We start from the raw sequence: 25747 nt of genomic DNA on the forward strand, positions 1-25747 counted from the left end.
CTCCTTAGATAAAAAGGGAATTCAGCTCATCTGCACTCAAACTGATAGTATCGAAGTCAGCCGGCGAGAACTTCGCGGCTTTCTGTTCGGCGCAATGCCGGATTATGCCTGTCAGAGACGCCACAAAGCTCTGCATGAAAGCCGACAGGGTGCTGCCTTCAACCTCCAGTTCATTGTAGGAGACCCGAATTCTCAATCTTCCGCCAGCCACCCAGATATTTGCATCCCACAAGCAGCCTTGAAGCGCAAGCTCTTCGTCTGATTCTTCTCCTGCAGTGTCTGCTGATAAGGTGAACCAGGGATTCGGAGCCATATCAAATCCGCCCATGTAATTAAAACGGATCAGACGTTTCTGCGGCACGATACTGTCTGATTGCCCGCAGCAGAGGCCGTAACCAATACCTCCTCTCGGTATTGTCCGAAACTGTTCTTTTACCGAAATGACAGTCTCCTCAATCGCTGCATTGCGGTCAAGCATAAATCGGGCCGGATAATGGCAGGTGAACCAACCTACTGTACGTGAGACATTAGGAGCCTCTGCTCCGCCTTCCCGCCCATGAGATTCCAGCTCCACCAACAGATGCTCCTGGCCGGAGCTCTCACATAAGCCTTTCAAAAACGAAGTCAACACCAGTTCCTGGGTCTCAGTGCGATAAGCCTCATTCGCCCGGGTCATCAACAAGCAGGTCTCCTCCTCGGACAACGCTGCTTCTATCGTCTCCATACAGACTGCCGCAGTCTGCTCTTCTCCCCGCTGCTTCAAGGGCCAGGCATAATCCGGCTCCAATATCTTATTCCAATAAACCGCTTCCTTCTGTGCCTTCAACCTTACAGCTTCATCGTGCATAAATTCGGTCCATTCTTTAAAAGAAGCCGTTGTTCCCGGGAGGTTCTGTGTATTGTTTGCCCGCTGAAAATTGAGCAGCAAACGCAAATCATCCAGCAGCAGATGCCACGACACCCCGTCAACCACGAGATGATGCGCTGTGATCAGCAATTGCCTGCCACGCCCGCCAAGCTCGAAGATGCACGCACTCAGCAACAAATCGCTTCCAATATCAAAACCGGATTTAAGCCGCTGTGCCAGAAGGTTGCGCTGTCTTCCCTGTTCATCTACAGGAAGCGAACGCAAGTCATAAGTCTCCACCTTGATGTCCGCCATAAGATGCTCCGGATTATAAAACAGCATGTCTGCCACATCATCATAGTTAAGACGTAGCGAATCATGATGCCGGACCAGCCCCTCAAGCCCTGCCACAATCCGGGATACCGGTAATTCCTCATTAATATCCAGCAAGATAGACTGGTTATAATAATTACTCTGTTCATACCTCCCGCTTAACAACTTCCTCATAACAGGTGTGAGAGACAAGCTGCCTTCTGCCGGAACAGGCCGGCTGACCCCGCGGATTTGCGTCCGGGTGATGCGGGTGTACATTTCTCCGAGCACAGGATACTTTAAAATATCCATTACCTGCAGCTCAAGCCCGCAATCATGCAGCTTGGAAGAAATCAGTATTGCCTTGATGGAATCGCCGCCCATAAAAAAGAAATTGTGCTCCGGACGAAGCTCTTCTGCCTTTAATCCAAGCACTTGACTAATTATCTCGTGAACAGTTCCCAGCATCGTGTCATGCAGCTGCCATTCTGTAACCCCGCCTTCTTCAGCCGCCGGGGCGGGTAATGCTGCAGTATCAATCTTCCCGTTGATCGTCAGAGGCAGATGATCCAGCATTTCATAAATGGGCGGGACCATATAATGTGGCAGCCTGGAGGCAAGATAACTCCTTACCTCGCCCAGACTTCCCCTCTGGTTCATAACCAGATATGCACATAGATGCTTCACGGAGAAGCTATCCTCATATACCGTAACTGCCGCCATCTTCACAGCCGGATGATCAGCCAGCACCTGCTCAATCTCGTTGAGTTCAATCCGGTAGCCCTTGAGATTGATCTGCCTGTCAGTTCTTCCAATGTATTCAATGCATGAATCTGTGATGAATCTGGCCTTGTCCCCGGTTCTGTACAGTCTTTCGCCTTCAGTGAACGGGTTGAGCGGAAACCGTTCTGCAGTCAGCTGTCCCCTTCTGTGATACCCCCGCCCTACACCGTCACCGCCTATGTACAATTCTCCTGTAGCGCCAACAGGTACCGGGCGCATCAGCTCATCCAGGATGTAAATGGATGTATTGGCGATCGGCTCGCCGATAGGCACTGTTTTGGCTGTATCTCTAGCCGGATTATAGCGATAGAACATGCAGCCGACGACAGTTTCCGTAGGTCCATATTCATTGTAAATCTCAATATCACCGCCGAATGCGGCCACAATGCGGGATGCTAAGGCCCCTTTGAGTTCTTCGCCTCCGACGATCATCCGCTTAATACTTGAATTCCGGTATTCGCCATCCTGCAGCAATGCCAGATGCGCGGGTGTTAGCTTTAGCACGGTGGTCAGATTGTCGTTCACAATATCGTGAAGTACACTGCGATTTGGATTCTTGGGATAAATTACAATTTGCCCGCCTGAGATCAGCGGCACGAATATAGAGGTTACCGTTAAATCAAAAGCAAGCGATGAATATAGGGCGAATGTTTCTGTTTCGCCTTGTGTGTAAATGCTTCTGGCCCAGCAGCAGTAATTGACCAGACCTTTATGAGTGATCATTGTTCCCTTGGGTGTGCCGGTCGTTCCGGAAGTATAAATGATATAAGCAAGATCATTGGGCTCCGGAGATGGGGCGGGCACATACAACGAATGCAGCCCCGGTTCTTCCTGCTGCTGGCTGACAACAGGTCCCTGCCACATAATTTCAGGATCTATTACCGTATTGACGATCAGCAGATCCGGTTCAGCATCATGAAGCAGATAGGAAATCCGTTCTGCCGGATAGTCCGGGTCTATAGGCAGATAGGTTGCTCCAGCTTTGAGTACTCCTAATAGAGCGATGACACTTTCAGGAGAAGGTTCGGCTATAATGGCTGCAAGCTTCCGCACACCCAATCCGTGATTGCTAAGACGCATAGCCAAGTGATTAGATCTTCGGTCCAGTTCCCGATATGTCATGGTGTTCTGCCCATGAAGCAGCGCTGGCTGTTCTGGCGTTCGTTTGGCCTGTTCACGGAACAACTCGATAATTGTCCGGTCTGCAGGATAGGACATCCGCGTATTATTGAATTCAATAATCTTGTGGTGATATTCAGCCTCGCTCAGCATTTTCAATCCGGCCAGCCTGGACTGCGGGGATCTAACAGCTTGCCGGATCAGTCCTGTAAGCTGTCTATACATTCGTTGCACCTGTTCTTCGGAGTAATCTGCTATCCTGTAATCGAAATCCAGACCGATCCGCTGTTCCTCTGTCCATTCCTTAATAACCAGCTGCAGCGTATATGCCTGATAGCCGTTGTAGAACTCGGTATTCTCAACCGCTGCGCCATTCAGCCTGGAAGGCAACCGGGTGTTGTAATAGTTCACACAGATGTTAAATAGATCAGCATATCCTTTTTTCCGCAGTTCCAGTTCCTGAGCAAGAAGATTGTAGGGATACCGTTGGTTGTAATAGCAGGCCTGTAGTTCACGGTCCACTCTTTGCAGCAGCCCGGCTGTATTATCTTCTTCATCAATACATATTCTGAGCACCATCGGGCTGGTGAACATTCCGAAGGTTTGGCGTTGCTCCCGGCTCGACCTGTTATAGGTAGGTGTTCCGAGAACAAGGTCAACCATATGCTCGCTGCGCTTCAGCCAAAGGAGGAAAACGGTAACAAAAAACGTGTTGATGGAACAATTGCACGCCTGAACAAATGCCTTAATTTCTCCGGACAGCTCCTTGTCCAGCAGAAAGGACAGACGGCGTCCCTCAAACTGGTTTGACCCGGCTTTTAGACAGTATTCAGGCAGCTCGCGAAACTTCTCCATCCAAAACCGCTTGTTCTTCTCTGCCCGGGCGGAGACCAGGTAACGCTCCTCTGAAGCGATATATTCAAGGTAGGATGGCGCCTTACTCCCCTTTTCCCGCTCCACAGTCCCTTTCAACATTTGCTCATAACTGTCTGTTATCTGTTCAGTCATAATATGGGTAGACCAGCCGTCAGCGATAATATGATGTAATTTCACAAAATATCCGCAGTCCTGATCGCCAAGAGAGAATAGTGCAAAATAAAAAAGAGGTTCGCCAGTCAATTGAAACGGCTTACGCGCCTCTGCCTCCACCCACCGCCTGAAGGCATATTCGGGATGTTCCTCAGATGAGAAGTCCATCCGGTCCAGCAGAGTGGCCGGGGCATCCGATATATACTGGGCCGGCTCGGTACTATGAACTGTAATCCGCAGCCGGATTCCGTCATTCATGGAGATAAACCGGTGTATCGCAGCTTCCAGCAGGTTGAAATCCACAGCACCCCGGACCCTGATGGTTCCTCCGATCGAAAACAGTGGGGTCCCTGAATGCATTTGCTCCAGGTACCAGATTCGTTTCTGGGCATGGGTTAACGGCCATTTCGAGGGTTGATCTTCATCCAATTCATTCACCTCCATAATTCAAGCTTTCAGCATATGTACCATTCTCCCAAAAACGCTTATAGTACACCAACTCCAGTTCATAGACCCGTTCTAAAGAAGAAACTGCGCCAAGAATGGAAGCCTGGCGATAGCGGCCTGAGAACTGGTATCTTGCGATTATTGCACGGATAGTTTTCCACAAGTCCAAAATATCCTGTTGCAGCCTCTGCACGCTATCTTCCGGCTCAAACAGCACCCCGTGCAAATAGCTCTGAGCCCGCTTAGCTTCTATAATGTCATTCAAGCCCGGGAGCATGATCCCGGATGTATCATAAAGCCTCTTCTCGTCCCGGCAATTCGACGTATAGCTGTCGATGAACCCGCGCAGACCGGAGAGACCTTCTGAAATCTCTGGCCTTGCAACCTGAAGACTTCGCACATATTGCACTCTGGCTGCTGCGATATCCTTAAGCGGCCGGGACGGAGCCGTTGCCCCAAAACTATGGAACGACAGCTTGTCCGGCTTATGGAGATGCTGAAGATACCCCTCATACATACAGCTCAAATCCTCCAGAGCGATTGATGTTTCCCGGTAATCCAATACATCGGATCTGCTTTGCTCAAGAATCTGTACCATTCCGGTCTCAGAATTCAAGCCGTAGGCCAGCAGCGAATGATGCCAATGCATCGTTTGGTAGCAATCCTGCCGGATAGGCTCGTAGAAGCAATCGACATTTACAATAACTGCCCTGCCGCGGCATAGCGCTTTTGTCAGATCATATGTGAATCGGTTAGTTATCCCATACGCTTCCACATCGATCCCTTCATTCAGCAGAACTGCCTCTAATTCCTGCACATGGCAGCAGTCGGCAGACAGGAAGCGCTGCTCTGTGCATCCTTCCCAGCTATAGATCAGCGGACTATTGACTAGAAAGTTAATCACATTACTTCCCCGCGCAATCATTACCGGAAATAATGCACTGTAGAAGCAGTTCAAAAAATAAAACTCATTAAATGGCTTAATACCAGAAATGGTCTGGTCGCCGTTTCCAGGTATATACTGCATAGCTCCTCCTGTCCGCTCTATGCGGCACTGTTCACTTGGATGTTACAGATACAGGTCTAGTCTCATTGTCCTCATGCGGCAGTCCACTTGGGTAATAGCAAAGATAGCTGCAGCGGTACCCTAATTCTTGCCGTATCTCGGCTTCCTGGCGCTCAGGCTGCTCTGTGTTCATTTGGAGCGCAGATTTAGCTATACGGATATCCTCTGCCAGATTCTCCAGCGCTCCGCCGCGGCCCACAACCTTCAGATGAGTGACCCCAATGGATTCCAGCTCCTTGATCCGGCACATACCGCAGCCCCAGTTTCCCACCTCATGCCCGGCTGAAGCGGGCTTGCTTTGCTCTGCCTCCCTGCTGTGAAGCTTGTTTTGAATCCCCGTCATTTTATGCAGATAGCTTTCTGCACGTTTGAACCGGCCATTGTCTTCAAACCGGCCCGGCACCATCGGTATTTCACATACCGGCGACATTTCATCACAATGTGTTCCGTTGCAAAAAGCTCCGGAATAAAGACAAAATGCATTTAGGAAGAAAGCCTCGTACTCCATGTCTGCAATCCCGCTGCCTTCAATGACACTGCGGATATTGCCCAAATTAATTTTCCGCGGGAATACAATCCGGGACACCTTGGCTTGATTTACGAACTGCACAGTCTCCCTGTTATAAGTTTCAACTTCTCCACTGATATGAATCTGGCAGTCAACTCCCTGTTCCCGCAAATAGAGCACAAAACTAAGATCGGCCAGAATGAAGGTATTGAACCCGATATCCATCAGCCGCCGGATGTATTCAACCACCTCATCATACTGTCTGGCCAAATAATAATGGGAATTCATCGTAATCTTGACTGGAATTCCGTAATACTCAACTTTTCTTCCGAGAATCTTCATGGAGCTGAGGTTAGTAATATTATGATTGCCGAGCAGATATTCTCTGCGGTTAAAGGGAAGCAGGCTTGAGTACTTTTTAAGCCATTCCCCTGGTACATACCCGCAGTAAAATTCATCTGCTCCCGCTTCCGCAAGTGTCTCATATGACTCCGCATTCGTTAATGGCGTTACAATGTTCATCTTATTTCCCCCGCATTCATAGATTGTTGTGAAACCGTCAAACTGCAGAATAGACAAGGCGGTCAACCTTGTCCTTAAGCGCAGGAGCCCAGCTCTCTGCATCGCTGATCAGCGAAAGATCGAGGCCAAATACTGTATTGCCATTGCCGATCATATTCAAATGTTTGGGGAACTGGAATAATAGTTCGGAACAATATTGGGGACATGCTCCCACATAATCGAGTTTGCCCAGCTTGCAGTAAGCATTTAAGTGGCAAAAGGTTGCAGTATTGATCTGGAAGAACGGAAAATGCAGGCTGTGCCGTCCTTCTGGAATGCTTACATCCGTCTGGTTGCATTCGTATTCATATCTGGACATTCCCCATTGGGCCAAATACTCACGAAAAAAGTCGCTGTTCAGTGCATTCTCTCCCAGTTCCTTACGGAATTCTTCGAATCCCCACCACCATTTAGTTCTCGTATCCTTCTTCCGCTTGTTCAAAAGCCGCCCAAGCACAGGGACAAGTAACGGATATTCGCGGAGAATCATCAATTCCCCCCAGTCATTGATGATCACCTCAAGCTGAGTCTGATTCTGTTCGCACCAGCCGGACAGGGCATCGAACATCCTTATCATGCGCTCCCTCTGATCGTCGTACATATAAGAGATTACCACCGTAACCTTGAATCCTTCTTCACTGGCACGGTCCATCAAGGCTATCATTTTATCCAATTCAGGAATCCGATTCGGACAGAATTCGTTGCCGATATATACCCTCTTAAAGTCCATGTGCGAGATGCCGGCAGTGCTCAGTTCAAACTTGTCCATGTTCTCTTGTATCACTTCAAGAATGGAAGTCTCGAGGCATTTACCAAAAATTTTATCGTCGTTGATATTAAAAGCGAGCTCGGCTGAAGAAAGCAGGCTCCTCCATGAAGCTGAATTTTCTCCAGTCTGCAGATTCTGCACCTTCTCTTTCCAGTCTGCAGCTTGATCCACATAGGAAGCCCAGAATTCTCTGTCTTGCTCCAAGGGATAGAGCGGGAGGTTCTCTTCTTCAAAGAAACCGGAGCTGCTGATTTTTGCGATGTCGCCATGCACTTCCCTCAGCTGCAGGAAATGATTAAGCCGTTCTACCCGCGAAACAAAGATAGCTTGGTTCCCGGAGATTAACGGAGGTAGCTCAATCTGGCATACATACGAAAAAGTAAGCTCCTCTATGACGGTAACTGGACTGTCTGAAAACTCGAATGTCGTATACTTCCGGGTAGAAAAATCAATAATGTCGATTACACAGCTTGCCGGCCCGTCGATAGGTTCTGCACATTCCAATGTGACGGATTCTTCCGTAAGTTCAAGTATTCGGACTTCCTGGCCTCCGGCAGTAGCGAATGCCAGTGAAGTTGAAATCATTCCATTCATTTTCTATTCCCCTTTAGATGGATTCATAATTCCTTTATGATCGGTCCAATTGCACTACGACATAAATCCGCTCTCTCAATTCCCGTAAGGTCGAATATTTCTGGTAGCTCAGATCTTCATCCTCAAACTCGATATCAAAGGCTTTTTCCAGACTGACCAGAAGCTTGATATAAGTTAATGAATTAAAAAGGCTATCGGTTTGCCAATCAAAATTGATTTCGTTATAATCACCGCTCAGCGTTCCATCAGAAATAAGGTCATTTATGATTTGGGTTAATTCCACATCTATGTCCTGCTTTGTCATTATCATTTGATCTTCTCCTTTTTCAAACAATGGATAGTATGATCACACTTCTTTGCGGATTAATGAAACAATGTCCTTCACACTGCCGAACAGTTCATAATTCATCTGATTATCTTCAAACACAACATCAAACTCTTCTTCAATAGCTACCACTACTCTGATGAAGTTCAGTGAATTGATCCCTAATTCCCTGAAATTTTTATGCAGCACTTCAGCGTCATCCATGGCTTGATTTCCGGTATTTTCTTTGAGAATGCGTACGACTTTGATTTCTGTTTCATTCATGCTCTCTTCCTCCTTGGGACGGGTATACCAGTTGTTTAACAATATCTGCATAACGGCTTAGCCACTGTTCAGCCTGCGGCTTCTTAAAGTAATAGCCATCATATCTTAAAATCAGTTTGTGATTATTAATCGGATGCACGTACATTCTAAATGGGGCACTTACATATCCTGCTTCTGAAAGCGGTATGAACGATAGATCCTCCCCCATACTCTCTGTAATATCCATTGGAAAGTTAAGATAGACGAATGCCCCGGTGTATACAGCCTGCTGCAGACTCTCAACGGGCAGTTTGCACCACTCGGCAATTTGCTGGAGCGTCTGATACTCATAAGGCTTTTGCCGGGTCACTTTTTCCTGAATCATGCTCAGCCAGGACAGTCTTTCGTCAATATCCCCCAGCGTGCCATTTGCAACACGTAGCAGCACTGTATTTGAAAAAAGACCCACAATGCTATCCGCATCATCCAATGATTCTGGTCGTCCAGAAACGATCATCGATATCAGAACATCACTGTTCTCCGCCATCTCAGCCTGCAGCATAGCCCAGGCTCCAAGAAGGATGGTATGGGCGGTAATTCGGTTCCTTTCTTTAAAAGATTGAATATGCTGCAGCACTTCGGCACTTAAATCCGCTATTATTTCTTCCGGTTCATAATGGCTGCGCATTTGAACGGGAGGCCGGGATATAGGCGGGACCCAGCTGCTTAACTCCTTGACCCAATAAGATCTGGCTGCTTCGACATCCTGAGCCTCGAGCCACTTCGCATAACAGATGAATGGCTCCGCCGGATTCAGCCTGGTTTCCTCCCCATGCACAAATGCCGAATAAATACGGATAACATCGTTAAAAATCAGGTTGGAGCTCCAGCCATCAAACAACGAGCTTTGACATACCAGCGCAAATATCCATTCCTGCGGAGCAGATGCAAACAATAGTGCACGAAGAAGCGGAGGTTCAGCAATGTTGAACCCCGTTGTCCGTACTTCTGCCAGTCTGCTCCGGTATCGTTCCTCCCGGAACTCCGGGGCGAGCTCCAGCAAATTCTCCTGCTCCAGCTTAAATTCGGGATCTTGATATACAACTTGGAGGGGATGGCTCAGCCGCCTCCACAAAAATCCCGAGCGCAAGACGGGATGTCTCCTTATCGTTTCCTTTAGAGCGGCTTCAAAAAATACCGGTTGTAAGCGTCCGTTCAGCCGATATTCCATAATAACAACATCAAGCCCCGTATTCCGGTAGTTCAGGTTCTGAGCGAGAATCACCTGCTGCATCGGTGTTAGCGGATAAATCGCTTCAATTCCGGGACCGGAATCCAGCATATCTTTGCCATATTTGCGGTCTTTCTCGCTTCGAATTAATGTGAGACTCTCTTCCACGTATCTTTCCTTGAGGACAACATGTTTGTCCTCAAAAATCTCATCCAGTCCTTTCCGGCTAAGTGCCAGTGACAATGACCTGACCGTAGGTGCAGTGAAAATGCATCTGATGTCCGCCTGAAATCCTTCCTTGCGCAACCGTACAGCCAGCCGCATCGCCGAAATTGAATCAAGTCCCATATCAAAAAAATTATCATCAAAGTCCAAATTCGTTCTATTAAGCACCTCCATGACCGACCTGCCAATGGCTTCATAGCGCATGGAACTGTCCGCCTTATCCGTAGGTAGCCACCATTTTTCAGCAAACGCATGTTCCATCTGTGCCTCTCCGGTATTCCGGCCGGCATTTGCCCCATCGCCGGGGGCGATAAGATTAATCGTCCCGGGCTGCAGCTGTAACGGCAGCTCATCCTTGATTTTTTTTCTTACAGTTGTTTCATCGCAACCAGCCGAAGGTTCAGCAATCGCCAGACAAACCAGCGTTCCTCCGCCAATCTCCATACGCACCTCCCGCAGTTCCGGCAGAAAGCTGAGTATTTCTTCAAGCAAGCCCGGGTCTGCTTTTTGAAGATCAGCCGAAGCGCTGCGAATATACAGGCTCCCCTCAGGATCGTAGAAACCTTGACAATCTGTTATGGAATAGGAATGATTCCAGTGAGTATACAGTGTTCCCACGGCACCGGCCCAAGGGCGGTGTTGCCTTTCATTCAAGAGGATGCAGTTCCCGGGGGGCAGCGGTTTACCTGCCGGTACAAGCTCATATTGCCCGCCAAAGGGCAAAACTTCCTCATAGCTATTTTGGTAAGCCAAAATAAACGGTTCGCCCCGGGCAGATAGAAAAAATCCGCAGAGACCATTCACAAAATTTTCTCTATACAGGTCCAGGGTCCGATTGAGCATGGAATGCGCTTCTATAGCAAACACACGTAAATTACTTTTATCCTGCTCCACCCCGGTTCTCAGCATAGTCCGCCAGATCCGCTCATGAGCCACTATCGTCGTATTTGCGCTGATTCCTTCAAGGTCAAGAGTGGGCTGAATAGAGAGAGCCGCCTGTCTCCCCGCTCGGATGAAGGCGATAACTAGGTCGCATACCGTTTCAGGGTTGAGCCCTTTGACCGCCACAACCATATTCTCGCCCACCCGCAATTGCAATGCTGCCGATAATGCACTGTAATAAAGCTCCTGCTCCCGCCCGTTCATCCGCCATTCCGTGCCTTTGCCGGTTAAGCGGACAGCCGCTCCAGGAATTGCACTTTGCTGAGACTGGTAACCCGCTTGCGCATCTCTCCCGTCTTTCTCAGGATTGAAACAACGCACTCCTTCAAGATCGTTACGGTCTGTAAACATAATGGAGATCGAATAACTAGTTACTATTGCCTTTACATCCTCAGAGGACAAGCATGGGCGGCAATAAACATAACTCCACCCCGACTTAACCGCAGCTTCCATGCAACAGGCGGCAAACAGGGGAGAAGCGGTACAAATTCCTAGAACTGCCCTTTCAGGGAGGTCCTCCTGCAGCAGGAACGTCCGTAGCCTGGATACTTCTTGCTCAAGGCAGTTTAGCTGAAACTCATGGACTGTACTCTCATCCCGGCTAACCAATGGATGCAGCATAACTATTCTCACCCCGCTCATCAATGAAATCAGCAACATTCCGTTCCATGGCACCAGGCAGTTCTTGCAGTAGTTCCATATAGTACTCCAACCAACGCTGCGCAAAAATATGCGGTATCTGTGAGGCATTATAAGATAATGCCAACATGATATTCTCCCCTCTGTCCGAAGCGTCCAGGAACAATTCATATTTCCCTGAAGGCCCTGAAAAAGCAATCGGCCGCTCTGTTTCTTCCGTATCCGGCCCTGCGGCTGTGCTGCTGCGCTCCAGGTTGAACGCTGCTGTTATTCCAGGCAGCAAATATTCGGACTGCGTAGCGCTCACTTCTTCCATCAGCCGGTGATGGGAGAAGACCTGATGGCGCGAGACAAGCATGATCTGCTTCTTAATCCCGTTCAAGAATTCACCTATTGTCGAACCTGGATTCACCTGGACTACTACAGGTAAAGTTGAGACACAATGACCGACAAGTTGCTCTACTTCCATGTTCAACTGCCCGGAAAAGGGAACTCCAATAACGAAACAGGACTGCCCCGTCACACCGTACAAAAGCAGTGCGTAGGCCTCGAAAAGTATTGTAAACAGCGTTGTATTGCATTGTTTGGATAGCTGTCCCAGTCTTTCTTTCAGTGCCCCGTCCACCACGCAGCAGACCTCTCCGAACACAGTGAGGGAAGTTCTCGATTCCCCAAAAGGATTAACCGACAAGTCTAGCGCTTCAGCCGGTCTCCGGGCTTCTGCACTCCAGAATTCAATGGCTTCGTCTGCCTCCTTGCTTTCGTTGTATGCCGCAAGAAGCTGAACATAATCGCTGAATCTGCCAGCTACGGGGAGCGACAGTGGAATGCCCTGTGATAAATGGGCATAGATGGCCGAAAAATCATTTATAAAGATATCCATAGACCATCCGTCCATGATCAGAGCGGAGGCCATGACCGCCAGTATGTGCCGTTCCTCCGATTCACGGATCAGCAGGGCACGAATCAGCGGTCCTCCTGCGTCATAATCAAAATCCTTTTCCATCGCCTCTATTAATATGGACTCTGACTTGGCGGCATGTTGTCCAGCCTCGCCGGAGATATCCCTGAACTCAAGAACAGTGTCCACATGTTCTGAGATGAACATCGTTTCGTTCTCAATTCGTACAGTCCGCAGAATTTCATGGCGGTTAACAGCCTGCCGAAATGCCGATTCCACCCATCGCTGATTAAAATCACCGTGTAAAGGCACGATTGTTCTTTCCATAAAAGCTTGCGCTCTCCGTTTATTACCTACATAGGTCAGCCAAAAACGAATCTGGTTCTCTGTCATCGCTACCTTGGCTGGCCGGGAATGAAAAAACGCTTCTGAAATTCCCTCGACGGTTAAATTCTGCTCCGGCAGAGTGAAATTAAAGCAACCCCGTTCGCTCAATTCGCGGCAGCTTTCCATAACGGCATGGGCGAAGCCAGCGACCTCTTCACTCGTATGCGCAGTAGACAGAAAACAAGTTCCTCCCTCCCATAAATAGAACCCTTTCTCGATCAGCATGTAGTAAAGAAATCGCAGCACTGAGGTTTCCTGCTCCACCTGAAATATAAAAAGGGAGCCAAATTGCGCGATCCGCAGCGGAATCCCGCCTGCTGTGAAGAAGGCGTTCAACCCTTCGGCCAGTTGTCGCGTCCTGCGGTTAAGCACCGGATAGATGCGGTCTGCATCGGACTTGATTATCGTCAGAACTTCCTTTGCCGCTGCCATTGAGACCGGATGATGACAGAATGTCCCCCCGGTATGTGCCAGAAAGTTGCTGGGAGCAGAATCGTCGCCATATTGCCATTTTCCGCCGTCTACCCGATCCATATAAGCAGCTTTACCCGCGAATACTCCGATCGGCATTCCGCCGCCGATAATTTTACCGTACGTGACCAGATCTGCCTCAACATCGAAGTATGCCTGTGCTCCGCCAGGATGAATACGGAATCCTGTAATAATCTCATCAAAAATCAGGGCGATTCCCAGTTCTGATGTCAGAGCACGAAGCTGCTGTAAGAAGACCCCCGGGTCTACGCCAGGATTGCGGCTTTGTACAGGTTCAACCAGGACTGCTGCCAGCTCCAAAGCGTGTTCTCTGATCGCGTTCAAAGCTGAATTATCCAGATACTCCAGAACCAGTACATCCTGAACCATAGCTTCAGGCGTTCCTAAGCTGAGTGGAGCCGCCTGTCCTGCTTCACCGGATATGTCTCGCCTGACATAAATACCGTCAAATGTCCCATGAAAGGATTCTGCAAAAAGCGCAACTTTGTTCTTACCGGTCGTTGCCCTAGCTACCCGCAGCGCATTCATAACAGCTTCAGTGCCAGAATTGCAGAAAGCGACCCTTTCCACACCGGTAATTTCATGCAGCAGCTCAGCAACCTCTCCGGGAGAAGAGACCAGAGAACCGAGAACAACCCCGTCCTCCAAACAAGCGCCTAGCGCCCGGGAGATACGTGGGTCATTATACCCAAATAGATTGGCACCGAAGCCCATGGCAAAATCAATGTATTCGTTATGATCCACATCCGTCATCCGTGATCCCTTCGCTGCAGAAGCAAAAATCGGATAGATCAGTTCCTTCCATGGTTTGCTAAAGCCCTGTATCATTCTTCCATTGGCCCATACTCCGCGATACTGCTGTACCAGCCGTTTTGAACCCGCTGTCCGCTTTTCATACCGGCCAATAAGCTCAGCGAGCTCAGTTTCCTGCCGGGGCTGCAGCGGTGTACTGAATTTGACCATAAACTTCTGCTGCAGCCGATCCGGTGCCGGTGCCGGTGATAAATAATTGGTTCGGACTACTGGCTTAGAGGCTGCAGTCGTCTTATCCAAGAGCGCTACCGGGGACACAGGAAGGACGGCTCCAGTTGTGCGCGCTCCCATAACCCAGAGCTGCTGTGTCATAACCTCCAGCTGTCCTTGTATAAGTCTTTCAAGAACACTTGCAGACTGGTCTTGCATTGGCACCTTGTTCGAATCAGGCCTTTCCCCAGACTGTGGCTTTACCTGCGAAGGAGTGTCCACGGTCTGGGCCGAGTGGCTGTCCTCCGCTGCGGCAGCAGCAGGTAGCTGAATTTCCGGAACGGACTGCTGAATATGCCTACTAATCTTGGCTAAGGTGTCCAGTTCTCCAAACAAAATTTCAGGTGCGATATCCAAGCTGTAGCTGTTTTTAATTTTCTGTTTAAGCTGGACAATGGAAATAGAATCAATGCCAAGTTCGAACAATCCCGCATTCTCGTTGATATCCGCAGGATCAGTATCGAATAGCGAAGCAATAAAGTGCTGTAAATCTTTCAATACCACTGAATGTAAGTTACTGGCAGCCGGAGCTGCTTGTTCCACCATAACCTTCACCTCTATGGAAGAAGACTCCGTATCTTCTCCTAAGTCTGACCGCAGCCAACAGCGTTTCCGGTCAAATGGATAAGCCGGCAGACTGGCCGTAACGCCTGACCATGTATTACCAGCTGCCGTCCAATCAACTTCCACACCCTGCATATACGCTTTCGCGGTATGCAACGGCTGTGCATAATCCGCAATAAGGGAGAGCGGAGAGTGTTCCCTTATTGCACTTCCCTCCAGCAATATAACATCTAACTTTTGCACCATTTCTGCTGCCGTTTTCCCGCATACGGCTACTCGTTTGGCGTAGTGCTCCCTGTGTTTTTGTGCTGTGCAGCAGATTTGGGCCAATGTCAGATCAGGACCTTCTCTCAGAAACGCCGCATATCGCGCAACCAGCGCTTCCAGTGCCGGTTGTGTTTTTGCTGACAGGGGCAGGATTTCTACTTTCTCTGCTCCAATCCATGCGCCCTCTGATCCGGCATACTCTTCAAGAATGACATGACAGTTCGTACCGCTCAGGCCAAATGCACTTACCCCGCAGCGTCTGGGCCTCCCTGTATCAATGTCCCAATTCTGTTCTTCATCCACGACAAAGACCGGGCTGCCTACAAAATCAATTTGTGAATTCGCTTCATGAAAATGCAAATTCGGATACAGCTTCCGGTTCTTTAGAGATACAATCGCCTTGGCCAGCCCAAGTAAACCCGCCGCCGAATCTAAATGGCCATAATTCGTTTTAATTGAACCAATCCCACAAAATTGTTTGCGCTTGGTGTGCCTGCCGAATGCCTCTGTGACCGCCTGGACCTCAATTGGATCTCCAAGCTTCGTACCCGTACCATGCGCTTCTATATAGGAAATTGAATCAGCATTCACTCCTGCATCCTTCAACGCACTGACAATCACCTCTTCCTGCGCTTTCGGGCTGGGAGCAGTGATTCCGATGGAAGAACCATCATTGTTACAAGCACTTCCTTTAATCAAGGCATGGATATGGTCCTTGTCCCGCAGTGCGTCGCGAAGCGGCTTAATGATGGTAATAATGCAGCCTTCTCCTTGTCCTGTCCCATCTGCAGTATCGCTGAAGCTCTTGGCTCTGTAATCGCCGGATGCGATATCCGGAAGCGCCTCCTGTTTCAGCCGGACTGGCTGGGTCAGCAGATTAATTCCGCCAACCAGCGCCATCGTACATTCCCCGCTGCGCAGGGAGCGGCATGCTTCGTGCAGAGCAACCAGGGACGATGAGCAGGCCGTATCAATACTCAGGCAAGGTCCCGACAGATCGTAAAAATAAGATACACGGCTCGCAAGCACCGATGCGATGTTGCCTGGGCCTGCGAGTACACTCATCTCAGGCTCCAGCTTGCGTACCCTCTCGTAGTAGCCTGTAGAAGCAGGGTAACCGACAAATACGCCAGTATGGCTATTTTTGAGCATTTTTTGTGTATAGCCAGCTTCTTCGAACGCATGGCAGGCTGCTTGAAGAAACAACCGCTGGGCCGGGTCCATCAGTTCGGCTTCCTTCGCCGTAATTCTAAAGAACGGATAATCGAAGGCAGCAATGTCCTCCAGATATGCTGCCTCATTTATAGTGTAGTCTTCGGGCTTCACCCCATTAATTCCGAGGAATTCTACGGTATCCAGCATTCGCTGCCCGCTCAATGTTCCAATGCAGTCCCTTCGTTCATGGAGAACTTTGGCCAGCTCCTGCAGACTGGAAGCGAAAGGCAGTTGGACTGATATACCAATAATGGCCAAATCACGGTCAGTCTTAACTGTTTTATGGTCCATGGCCAGAGGTGTTGTCTCTCTTCCCGATTTCAACGATTTTAACAGGTCATGCACTCCTTCTCCCACTGGATCTCCACCTTTTGTCGAGTCAATCTTAAGTCTGTGAGATGGCGCTTAACATCCCCGAATACAAATGAAATATTTCATCCGCTGCCTGCGAATCAAGTATTGCCTGGTTATAGCGGCAGCGGAACAAACAGCCTTCCCCTATGCTCCGTTCCATTTCCACCAGAACATCATAGCTATCTGCAGGACAGTCGCAGATGTCAATATCGTCCTTCCAGTAAATCAGCGGAACAATTAGTAATTCCTTCTCCGGGCCCTCCACTTCAACTCCCAGCGCTTCAGAGCTTATTTCCTGTAATCTGCACGCCTGCTCCAGCATGGCCGGTAGAGCCGGATTGCCGGAGAAGTCAAATTTCATTCGCACTACCCCGGAATATTCATCTGGAATGAGCGTGTCAGCGCTAACCATTGCTCTACCCGCGGCATCCCCCCAGAGGCAAGCAAAAACTGCAGCTGCGGCCTCACGCAAGGTTGCACGGGAAGCTTGGCATAACGCCTCAAGCGTTGAAGTTACAGCTTCCGGCAGCCGGAAGCATGATTCCATAAATTGTACCAAATCTATTGATTTACAATGATCCTGATTCACATTATCCTCAACGTCCTCCTCTTGCTGCGCTTCCTTGTCCATTAAGGCGATATAACTGCATAATGAACTAATGGTTGGATATTTGAAGAAATCCGTCACTTTCAGACCCGGGTAGATCTTGACCAGTTCACTGTGTACAGCTAGAACCGTAAGGGAATTCCCGCCGATATCAAAGAAATTATCTTCTGTACCAAATTCTGTGACTGCCAGCTGTTTCACCCATAAATCATAAACAAGCTTTTCCCCATCAGACTTCGTTCTCTCCTTGCTTCCTGCTGCTTCCCATATCGGCAGGGGAAGCAACGACCGGTTGACTTTCCCGTTCTCCATCATGGGCAGGTCTTCAAGTGTAACGTAGTAATCGGGTACCATATAATCAGGCAGTTGTGCAGCCAGGTTTTTTTTCCATGCACTGTGGTTTTTTATTGTCTCTGTCACGAGATAAGCGCATAAATGCAAGTATCCGGCGGGGCTCTGTACCGCGGTCACTATAGCATTCTCCACCTCCGGCTGCTGCAATAACCAGTGCTCGACCTCTTCCGTCTCAACCCGGTAACCTCTGATCTTCACTTGAGTATCCCGTCTTCCACGGTACTCGATCCAGCCCTCCTCGGCATACAATGCAATATCTCCCGTCTTGTACATCCGGCCATATGGCCCCCGCCAAGGATGGGCAATGAATTTCTCTTCCGTTAAGTCAGTCCTGTTCAGATATCCCGGTGAAACTCCTACACCGGAGACGTGTAGTTCTCCTGGTACACCCACCGGGCACATGTTCCCGGATTCATCCAGAATGCACACCTCCATATTCTGAATGGGTTTGCCGATGGGAACTGAAAGCTTAACATTTGTATGCGGATCAAATTCGTAAACCATGCAGCCAACCACAGTCTCGGTAGGTCCATATTCATTTATAATCCGTACATTACCTTTGAAGTTCTTTCGGGTTGTAGAAGCAAGCTCCGTAGTAAGTGCTTCCCCTCCGACTATGAACGTATGCAGTGGCGATTCACAGCAATCCAACTGATTCAAAAGCCGTAAGTGGGATGGTGTGAGCTTTATCAGATTCACCTTTTTGTCAGTTACTATGGATTGTAGAACCTCAATTCCGCGTGGATAGATTTCCAGCGCATGACCGGATAGCAAAGGTCCAAAAATTGAAGTAACAGTCAAATCGCAGGCTGGAGATGTATATAAAGGAACCACAATCCCAGGATGGTTAAAATAAGTACGAATTGCCCAATCCAGATAATTTATGACCCCTTCCTGCCGGATAAGGCAACCCTTCGGTGTTCCCGTTGAGCCGGAAGTATAAATAATATAAATCAAATCCTCTGCGCTTCCTGCAGCACACAGCAGCTCGCCTTGAGTTTCTCGGAGCTCCAGCTCACCGGCTATCCACAAGCTTTCCACTTGCCATGTCCTTCCTGCCAAATCTTGCTCTGTCAGCAGAAGACGGCTACCACTGGCAGCCAATAAGCCATTAATCCGCTCCGTTGGAAACTCGGGATCAAGAGGTACATATACACCCCCGGCTTTCAGCACACCGAGCATACCTGCAACAAGCCAGACCGAATTGTGCAGTAACAAAGCGACTTTATCGCCTTTGCGGATTCCACGCCGGATTAATCTGTCGGCCACCAAATCCGTTAAGAGACGCAGCTCCCGGTAAGTCCAGTGTTGTCCGGCATCGGATACGGCAATATTGTCCGGATAACTATCTGCACACTCATCAAATCGTTCCTGCACAGTAGCCGGTCCTGAAAGGGCAACCCACTCACCACAATAGGCATCAAGCAGTTGTTCCTCTGATTCCTTCCCTGTTAGAGAAATCCTAGCTATAGGTTCCTCAGGATACTCCGCTGCTAATTTCGCCAGATGAATAAACCAGCGGATATAATTGTTAATCGTGCTGCGCTTAAACAACCGGCTGCAATATTCAAGTTCAAAATGAAGGTTGCCTGTTACCGCATCCTCTTCAGCAAACAAAGTTAAATCGAATTTTGAAGTCTGTTTTTTAATGGGATAAATCTGCACACTCATATCCGGTATACCTGGGACAGGAGCCGGTTTGGGTGACATTGTGAACATGACATCGAATAGGGGATTATGTGCAGGGTTCCTGTGAACCTGCAGTTCATCTATCATATCCTCGAATTGATATTCATCATGTTCAAGGGCACCAATAACTTTCAATTTCAGCTGCGAGAGCAAGTTCAAGAAATTGTTCTCCGGCTGCACACCAAGCCGGATAGGCAACGTATTAGCGAACATGCCAACCATTTCCTCCAGATCCGGATGAGACCGGCCGGCGGTTACAGTGCCGACAACTAAATCCTTCTGATGAGTAAGCTTGTGCAGCAACAGGAACCATATCCCGAACAGAATAACAAATAACGTCGTATCGGCGGTTGCCGACAGAGCGCTAAGCAGTCTTACTGTTGTGTTCGGTAAAGTGAACGCTACAGCGTTACCCTCATGGCTGAGAAGATCCGGTCTGGTAAAGTCTGTGGCCAGATCCAGAACCGGTATACCACCGGCAAATTCTCTCATCCAGTACTTGCGTTGTGATTCAAGCGCCGTTGATCGGTTTCTTCCGGTTTGCCATATCACAAAGTCCTTATAGGTTTTGTCCGGGTCCGGCAGCACTCCTCCTGACCAAAATACGGCCAGATCATTCATCAGCAGCTGGCATGACAGTCCATCAGCAGCGATATGATGCAAATCAACCACTAAAAGGACCTGATTATCCCCGTGTTCAATAAGCCGCGCCCTTATCAAGGGAGCCTGTTCCAGATCAAAAGGACAAATTGCCGCTTTGATTGCATCTTCTATTTCAGCTTCATTGCACCTCATTTGCACCAGCGCAAAGGGTGACTCCGGCATGATATAGGAGCGGATCTCATCTCCTTTTCGGATGAAACAGGTCCGAAGAATAGCGTGCCTGTTCACCAATGCTTTAAAACCCGCTTCGAGCACGTCACGGTCAATCCGGCCTTCCAGTTTGTAGACTGCAGTCATATGATATGCTGTTTCCAACGGATGAAGCGCCTGCAGGAAGTACAGCCTTTTTTGTGCCGATGAAAGCACATTACCCTCCTCTAAAGGAACGGCAGCCGGAATAGGATCATGTATGGCAGTCTTTTGCTCACTAATGAAATCCGCCAGCGTCCGGATGGTCGGATTCTGCAGAATTTCCGCCAGTGGCAGTTGTATGTGAAAGTGTCTGGAAAGCAACGATACAAGTGAAATCGCTCTCAAGGAATGCCCGCCCGCATCGAAAAAACGGGTATCAATCCCGATCAGGCCTGTCTGATTCGGCAGTATGTGTTCCCAGATTTCAATAAGCTTACGATCTATGTCATCTCTCGGCTGACCGATGGCCACTGTTTCTTTGCTCCGAATTTCGCGTAAAGCCTTATAATCGGCCTTTCCGTTAGGTGTCAGCGGAACAGCTTCAATTTCGATAAACTGCGAGGGAACCATAAACGCTGGAAGCTCAGCAGCAGCCCATGTCCGCAACGATTCCCGGCGCACTGAAGAATCCGCCACGTAGTAGGCAGCCAATTCCTTATCCGATATGGGATCTGAATGCTCCTCCCTTACCTGAACCACAACCTCCAATATGCCTGGAAAGTGGGCCAGCCTGCTCTCCACCTCTGTGAGTTCCACACGTGCTCCCCTAATCTTGACCTGCTGGTCGTTTCGGCCCAGAAACTGCACAGTCCCGTCCGTCATCCAGCGTCCCAGGTCACCGGTCCGGTATAAACGTTCGCCTCCGGTAAAAGGATTCGGCACAAAACGTTCGCGTGTCAACTCCGGTTGATTAAGGTATCCTCTGGCTATACCGGCCCCCCCCACATAAATCTCTCCTGGAGTACCTATGGGACATAATTGTCCTGCTTCATCCAGGATATACATCACAGAGTTACTCACTGGTCTACCAACGGGAATTGGGCCATCATACTCCTGATGAACGGGCATCCAAGAGGAGAATGTGGTATTCTCAGTAGGGCCGTACATATGGCAGATATTTAACTTGGGGTATTTCCGTCTGATCCGGTTCAATAGATAAGGACGCACCGTATCTCCACCAATCAGAAAATAGCGCAGATTCTTAAAAATCGAATCATGGTCGAGTGCGAAACGATTAAACAGCTGGGGCACCAGATGGAGAACAGAAATTCTGTTGTGGCGTATATTCTCTACCAGGGCATCAGGATCGAGCAGCGTGTCTCCGTCAATCACATGTAATGTAATTCCGTTAAGCAAGGAAGCCCAAATCTCAAACGTAGTAATATCAAATACAGCTGAACCCGTCATTGCCAGCCGGTCCTCACCTGGTCGCAGGGAAATAAAATTCATATCAGTTACCAGACCAGTTACATTGCGGTGTTCAATCATTACCCCTTTGGGCCTGCCTGTGGAGCCTGAGGTATACAGCACGTAGGCCAAATCGCTGGGCTTTATTTCCTGGTACTGTGGCTGCTGTTCCGGAAGTTCCTCTGACTCCAGGAGGCTGTACGAAATAACCTTTCCCTTAAAACCGAGCCCGGCCGCCCTCTCTTCATATCCATTGACCAGGAGTACCTCCGCTGATGAATCTTCAAGCATGTAGCGTGTCCGACTCTCCGGATACTTGGGATCAAGCGGAACATAAGCACAGCCTGTCTTCAAAATACCAAGCAAAGCAACAATAAGCTCCAGAGAAGGGGAGGCCATTACCGCAACTAGCGCCCCCTGTGAAACACCGTTTGCTCGCAGATTGATTGCTACCATGTCTGAACGCTCCTCCAGCTCCCGGTAAGTCAGCATTTTCTCCTTGAACACGACTGCCTGACAGTCCGGAGTTCTCTTAGCAGTGAGCTGGAATAGCCCCGTCACCGTTTGCTCAGGGGATGTGGTCCCGTCATTGCCGCTTAGCTGTGTCAGCAGCCGTGACTCCTCATCCTCACTTAGAACGCTGAAGCCGCCTATTTCAAATTGCGGATGCACAAGCGTCTGCTCCAGTACGAGCAGAAATCTCTCAGCCAACAGCTGCATCGAATCGTGCAGAAAAAGGGCTTCGTCATAACTGATTGTCAGTGTAAAGCTGTCATTGATTTTCTGAAAAGATAACGATATTTCATTCCCCGGGAGAATGTCTTCTTCCGTTGCTCCATGAATTGCGTCATAACGGCACTGGTAGCGGAAGGGCCAGTTCTCTCCGGTACTGAGGAGCTGTTTAACTTTTTTTTGGGCTTCAATGGTGTGAGAGTAGCTGTTACGCAGAACCTCCTGTTTCATCTGAATCAAGTAGTCCCGGAATACCATGCCACCATCTACAGTGCTATTTATCAGAACACCACTGTGGCCATGCGTTCTCTCACCCTGCGTAAGGGGGGCGAAAATAAGCATACGCCCCATTCCCGATGATCCTCGCATAACAATACCCAATACGGATATTATCCATATATAAACAGATAAATCGTTGTTTTTGCATATCCGAAGTAGCGCTTGTCCTTGTTCACTGCCAATCTGCTTTTGATAAGACTGCCAATTTTGAGCTCTCCCGTACGGATAATCATGAAGCATAAAAGCATACTGGCTTCGTTCGCCTTCAAGGTCATTCCATTCCCCATTCAGATCCGCCGTTTCACTGTTCGTTTGAAGTTGCACTATTCCACCGCCCTTTTAACAATTGAAGCTTTAATCAGAAATCAAAATCCGCTACCGGCGCACAAGCCTTGGCTGGGGCACCATATAACAGATGCTCAACGGGAGCATGAATCATGGAAGCTGCGGCATACAATATACAGCAGAATTCCTGGTCCAGAACCTTCACCTGATTGTTGGAATAATACTTCCCGTCATAGACAAAGCGAATCTCGAATCCGTTAATCATCAGAATTTCGACCGTCAAAGGGAACCGGGTACCATTAAGACGGTGACGGTACGATTCAAGCCTCAGCTTGTCCGTGCCGGTAAGTCCGCTCCAATTCACCGGGTAATTTTCTACGGCCAGAAATGTATCGAACAGCGGCTCATTGGTCTTATCAACCGCCTGTTTAATGGCATGGAGTGGAAGGTGATGTGACGGGACGCATTCTCTGTTACTCTGATCCAACCGCTCCCAAGCCGATGCAAGCCTCTCACCGGGATGTGTTCTGACCCTTATCGGAATTGTATTCATAAACAATCCGACCATCTCCCCGATCCCCTGCACAGGAACATTTCGCCCCGAGACAACGGTACCGAATACCACATCATCAGAACCGCAGAACTTCTGGAGAGTTAACCCCCAGGCCAGCTGAAAAAGCGAAGACATCGTGGTTCCCCGCTCGGCACATAGCCTTGCTGCCTCCTCAAGCCTGCTGTCCAGTCCGCTTGCATATACTTCAAGTGAAGAATCTTGGGTGGTTCCTGCTGACTGTGAGACTTTACATGGAGGTTGGACAAATCCCTTTAAATAGGACTTCCACACCTCCTCCTGTTCAACCGTTTGGACAGACTGCAAGTAATTAATAAATTGCTTGTAAGGTGTTTTGACTGGCCGGGCTTGTGTCCGGTCCCCCAGCGCCTCTGTATATGCCGCCACAAATTCGGAAGCCAGCAGCGCATTACTCCAGCCGTCAAACAGTATATGATGGTGCGTAATTACCAGACGGAAGCGGCCGGCTTCAGGGATAAAGGTTAGCCTGATTGGACAGAGCCCAAGGTCCAGCTTGCCTGCTGCTTCCTCCATGAGCTTCTTACTGCGCCTTTCCCGATCTTCTGCAGGCAGACTAGTCATGCTGTAATACTCTGCTGGCACTGTCCGCTCTTTGAAGACGATTTGTACCGGTTCGCTCAAACCTTCCCAGCGAAAGATTGTCCGAAGGGAGTCATTGACGGCTGAGAGATGTTTCCAGGACCTCTCCGCAGCCTGCTGTGACCATGGCCCCTGAAAGATCAGCTCTGTCTGTTCGATATAAAGACCCTCCATCGGATTAAGCAGGCATTCCAACAAAATTGACTGTTGCATAGGAGACAATGCTACTATATCTTGAACATCCCGCGGATCTATCCTCATATACGGTTCCTGATAAAAGCACCCAGCCGTTCGGCTCCGGTCTCTATTGTCTCCGGGTCGAGGTTGCTGAACGCAAGGCGGAATCCGTGCGATCTGTCCGTTTCATTAAGCCGGAACATATACATAGGACAAATTATTACACCGTAGTCTCGAACACATTCCATGAGCAGCGGACGAGTCCATTCAAAGGAGCACTCGGCCGCCATAAAAAACCCTCCCGCTGGCTTGGCTACAGTACATCGCCCCTCCAAATGCCTGTCGAGAGCGGAAAGCAGCAGGTTCCTGCTATGTAGACAACTGCTCACTTTAGGTTTAACAAATGACTTTAGAGAGAAATCCTCACGTTCAAGCAGTTCCCCCGCCATGGCTTGAAGCAATGCCGATGTATTGACAGTCAGGAAACTTTTCACCTTCTTACACAGCTCCGATAATCGCACCTTTCTGGAGCCAATGGAAAGATCCAGGTCAGCAACCAGATATCCCAGCCGCAATGAGGGGAATATGGTTTTGGAAAAACTGCCTATATAGATCACTCTTCGGTGGATATCCAGTGCTTTTAACGTGGGAATCTTCTCTCCTTCGTATAGATAGTAGCCGTATGGGTTGTCCTCCACTATATAAAAATCGTACTTTTCTGCCAGATCAAGCAGACGCCTGCGGCTGTTCAAGGGCATATATTCCGCTGTAGGATTGTGGAAATCAGGAACTTCGTAAACGGCTCTGAGGCGCTTTCCCTGGTTGTGCAAGGCAAGCATCTTCTCTTCCAGTTCATCAAGATCCATTCCTCCTTCTTTTCGGCCAATGGGACAAAGGGGGATACCGCATATTTTCGCGTAACCGACGAAGCCCACGTAGGAAGGCTCGCTAATCATCAGCACATCCTCAGGCGAACCGAAGAGAGCATGGATTACGATCGCCATTCCTTCCTGTGCTCCGTCGGTAAGCAGAATATCCTCAGGATCCGCTGTGATTCCCTCATCGTTAAGCAGCAGTCTGGAAATGGACTCATTAATGATTCCTTTGGTCATATTGTATTGACCAAGCCTGTTCAGATTATCACTACCAACCAATGCGGGCTTATGACGGGCTGCGTAATCCTTTATGCCTGAGACCACAGATTCTACTTCAAACAACTCCTCCTTCGGTCTTCCCGAGCCAAAGGAGACTGCTCCGGGATACAAAAGGCTTAATTCGTTCAGCAGGTTCATTGAATCCAGATAAGGGTCAGTCAACCGACTATTCACTGGATCACCTCCAACTATTC

The 25747-nt window shown here is 49.0% G+C and carries 11 protein-coding genes; all 11 read right to left on the reverse strand.

Annotated features, from left to right (window positions below):
• Positions 1-4: 4 nt before the first annotated feature.
• The 11 genes from NST04_RS24635 to NST04_RS24685 all read right to left on the reverse strand — a co-directional run bounded on the left by NST04_RS24635 (position 5) and on the right by NST04_RS24685 (position 25727).
• A complete protein-coding gene (locus NST04_RS24635) occupies positions 5-4519 on the reverse strand; it encodes an amino acid adenylation domain-containing protein (protein ID WP_341186574.1) in 4515 nt (1504 codons plus the stop codon).
• Position 4520: 1 nt separating this feature from the next.
• Entirely contained in the window at positions 4521-5441 is a 921-nt protein-coding gene (locus NST04_RS24640; RefSeq protein ID WP_341186575.1) for a hypothetical protein, read from the reverse strand.
• 154 nt (positions 5442-5595) lie between these two features.
• Positions 5596-6633, reverse strand: coding sequence for a U32 family peptidase (locus NST04_RS24645; protein WP_341186576.1), 1038 nt, complete (start codon positions 6631-6633; stop codon positions 5596-5598).
• A gap of 37 nt (positions 6634-6670) precedes the next feature.
• The gene (locus NST04_RS24650; RefSeq protein ID WP_341186577.1) at positions 6671-8035 is read right to left on the reverse strand and encodes a hypothetical protein; all 1365 of its coding nucleotides are present in this window, start codon (positions 8033-8035) and stop codon (positions 6671-6673) included.
• A gap of 34 nt (positions 8036-8069) precedes the next feature.
• Positions 8070-8345: a phosphopantetheine-binding protein gene (locus NST04_RS24655; protein ID WP_341169069.1), complete on the reverse strand. Its 276-nt coding sequence runs from the start codon at positions 8343-8345 to the stop codon at positions 8070-8072.
• Positions 8346-8381: 36 nt separating this feature from the next.
• Positions 8382-8624, reverse strand: coding sequence for an acyl carrier protein (locus NST04_RS24660; protein ID WP_341169070.1), 243 nt, complete (start codon positions 8622-8624; stop codon positions 8382-8384).
• Entirely contained in the window at positions 8617-11352 is a 2736-nt protein-coding gene (locus tag NST04_RS24665; protein ID WP_341186578.1) for a condensation domain-containing protein, read from the reverse strand. The genes NST04_RS24660 and NST04_RS24665 overlap by 8 nt, the downstream gene beginning before the upstream one ends.
• A 250-nt stretch (positions 11353-11602) precedes the next feature.
• Positions 11603-16780 (reverse strand): aminotransferase class III-fold pyridoxal phosphate-dependent enzyme, encoded by a 5178-nt coding sequence (locus NST04_RS24670; RefSeq protein WP_341186579.1) that lies wholly within the window; start codon positions 16778-16780, stop codon positions 11603-11605.
• 94 nt (positions 16781-16874) lie between these two features.
• Positions 16875-23090, reverse strand: coding sequence for an amino acid adenylation domain-containing protein (locus NST04_RS24675; RefSeq protein WP_341186580.1), 6216 nt, complete (start codon positions 23088-23090; stop codon positions 16875-16877).
• Positions 23091-23124: 34 nt separating this feature from the next.
• Positions 23125-24435, reverse strand: coding sequence for a condensation domain-containing protein (locus tag NST04_RS24680; protein WP_445667941.1), 1311 nt, complete (start codon positions 24433-24435; stop codon positions 23125-23127).
• A gap of 44 nt (positions 24436-24479) precedes the next feature.
• Positions 24480-25727, reverse strand: a complete 1248-nt coding sequence (locus tag NST04_RS24685) for an aminotransferase-like domain-containing protein (protein ID WP_341186582.1) — start codon at positions 25725-25727, stop codon at positions 24480-24482.
• Between the last annotated feature and the right edge of the window lie 20 nt (positions 25728-25747).

It is taken from the genome of Paenibacillus sp. FSL H7-0756 (assembly GCF_038006765.1).
Classification (GTDB): Bacteria; Bacillota; Bacilli; order Paenibacillales; family Paenibacillaceae; genus Paenibacillus_AQ.

Bases quoted from the DNA above. Each gene is read 5' to 3' on its own strand.
- NST04_RS24655 (WP_341169069.1), bottom strand. From the start codon at position 8,345: ATGATAATGACAAAGCAGGACATAGATGTGGAATTAACCCAAATCATA.
- NST04_RS24660 (WP_341169070.1), bottom strand. From the start codon at position 8,624: ATGAATGAAACAGAAATCAAAGTCGTACGCATTCTCAAAGAAAATACC.
- NST04_RS24670 (WP_341186579.1), bottom strand. From the start codon at position 16,780: ATGGACCATAAAACAGTTAAGACTGACCGTGATTTGGCCATTATTGGT.
- NST04_RS24680 (WP_445667941.1), bottom strand. From the start codon at position 24,435: ATGCAACAGTCAATTTTGTTGGAATGCCTGCTTAATCCGATGGAGGGT.
- NST04_RS24645 (WP_341186576.1), bottom strand. From the start codon at position 6,633: ATGAACATTGTAACGCCATTAACGAATGCGGAGTCATATGAGACACTT.
- NST04_RS24665 (WP_341186578.1), bottom strand. From the start codon at position 11,352: ATGTTTACAGACCGTAACGATCTTGAAGGAGTGCGTTGTTTCAATCCT.
- NST04_RS24650 (WP_341186577.1), bottom strand. From the start codon at position 8,035: ATGAATGGAATGATTTCAACTTCACTGGCATTCGCTACTGCCGGAGGC.